The organism is Paraconexibacter sp., from assembly GCF_041602235.1.
GTDB lineage: Bacteria > Actinomycetota > Thermoleophilia > Solirubrobacterales > Solirubrobacteraceae > Paraconexibacter.
On the sequence record NZ_JBFIGP010000484.1, the window covers coordinates 1 to 1,600 of the forward strand.

At 69.4% G+C, this 1,600-nt stretch carries 2 protein-coding genes; one reads left to right on the plus strand and one right to left on the minus strand.

Annotated features, from left to right (window positions below; genetic code table 11):
- On the minus strand, window positions 1-1,035 hold a 1,035-nt coding region (locus tag ABYE80_RS20690; protein WP_372792317.1), incomplete at its 3' end, for an MlaD family protein.
- Between the two features lie 290 nt (window positions 1,036-1,325).
- Here ABYE80_RS20690 and ABYE80_RS20695 point away from each other — a divergent pair.
- Window positions 1,326-1,600: RNA polymerase sigma factor (locus ABYE80_RS20695; RefSeq protein WP_372792319.1), on the plus strand; the 275-nt coding region annotated here is incomplete at its 3' end.

The following is a 1,600-nucleotide window of genomic DNA, read 5'->3' on the forward strand; positions in this document are numbered from 1 at the left end:
GGCGCCCTCGCGGGTGGCGCCGTTGCGCTCGGCGCTCTTGGTGGCCACCTCGTTGAGCGGCACGGCGGCCTTCGTCAGCTCGATCAGGTCGTTGTCCGCACCGGCCGAGCGTACGAGGCGGCTCAGGTCGCGCAGCGTCGGGCGGGCGTCGCGGGCGAGCGGTCGCAGCTCCTTCAGGAACGGGCGGAGCTTCTTGGCGACCGGCTTGCTCTCCTGCACCAGCGGATCGAGGTCGTCGAGCGCCTGACGCAGGTTCACGAACGTGGTGTTCGCGCGCCGCATGAAGGGAGGCAGCTGCTCGATGGCGCTGCCCAGCGCGGCCTTCTGCCGACCGATCGCCCCGGTGGTCGTCGCGAGGTTGTCGATCAGCCCGGCGAGGTCGTCGCGCCGGTCGGCGACGTCGGTCACGAGCTTCGACGAGGCCACGATGAAGCGGCGGAGCAGCGGCGTGTCGCGGTTGAGCTCCGAGAACAGGCGGCTCGACGCCGCCAGCGACGGGTTGAGGTAGAGCCAGCCCGCGTTGGCCTGCTCGCCCTTGCCGGCGTACGACGCGCCGAAGCCCTGCACGACCTTCTGCAGGCCCTTGCGGGTGTCGGCGTCGAAGGTGTTGAAGAGCTGATCGAGGTCGACCGCGGTGGTCGTGTCCGTCGCCTGGAGGGTGCCGCCGTCAGGGATCTCCTGCCGGCCGCTCGGCGCGAGGCGCAGGTCGATGTAGCGGTTGGCGACGCCGGACAGCGACGCCTGGCGGACGGTGGCGGTGGTGCCCTGCCGCAGCGGCGCGTACCCCTCGTCGGAGATCCGCATCGTCACCTCGGCCTGGCCGCCGGCCGTGAGGTCGATCTCGGTGACCGATCCCACGGGACGCCCGCTGACCTGCACCAGGTTGCCCTTCACCAGCTGGCTGGCGTTGATGAACCGCGCCTTCACCGTGTAGTCGCCGCTTCCGGAGCGCAGAAGGACCACGGAGACGACCGCCAGGGCGATGACGACCGCTCCCAGCGCGAATGCCCTGCCGATGGCCCTCGAGTGGCGCACTACGACGAAACTCTCTCTCCCAGACGCTGACAGACCCGTACCCGGTCATCGCGGCCTCCCCAGACCACGATGCCGCGAAGCTATAGGTCCGGGATCCAGCACGTCAAACCCGAACCGTCATCTGCAACGTGGCCTTCCGGCAAGACTTGCGGTCTTCGCGACGAATTCCTGGCGCAGGAACCCGATGGACGTTTGTCCGTACGCCGTGAGGGGACTATGAGAGTGGGCTGCCGCTGCTGCAACTTCCGTGCCAAGGTCGTGTTACGCCTTGGAAGGCGCCCACCCGTTACATGGATCTCTCCACCCCACTCGAACACGTAGGCCACGGACTCCGTGGACCCACGCCGCTGCTGCGGTTGCAGGGCGACGACCGCCTGATCGCCCTCACCCGTCGGGGCAACCAGGCCGCCTACGAGGCGCTCGTCGCGCGCTACCAGGGGCGTCTGCTGGCCTTCTGCCGGCACATGCTGGCCTCGCGTGAGGACGCCGAGGACGTGCTCCAGGAGGTGTTCGCGGCCGCGTTCAACGCCATGCTGGCCGACGATCGCCCGATCAACGCCCGCCC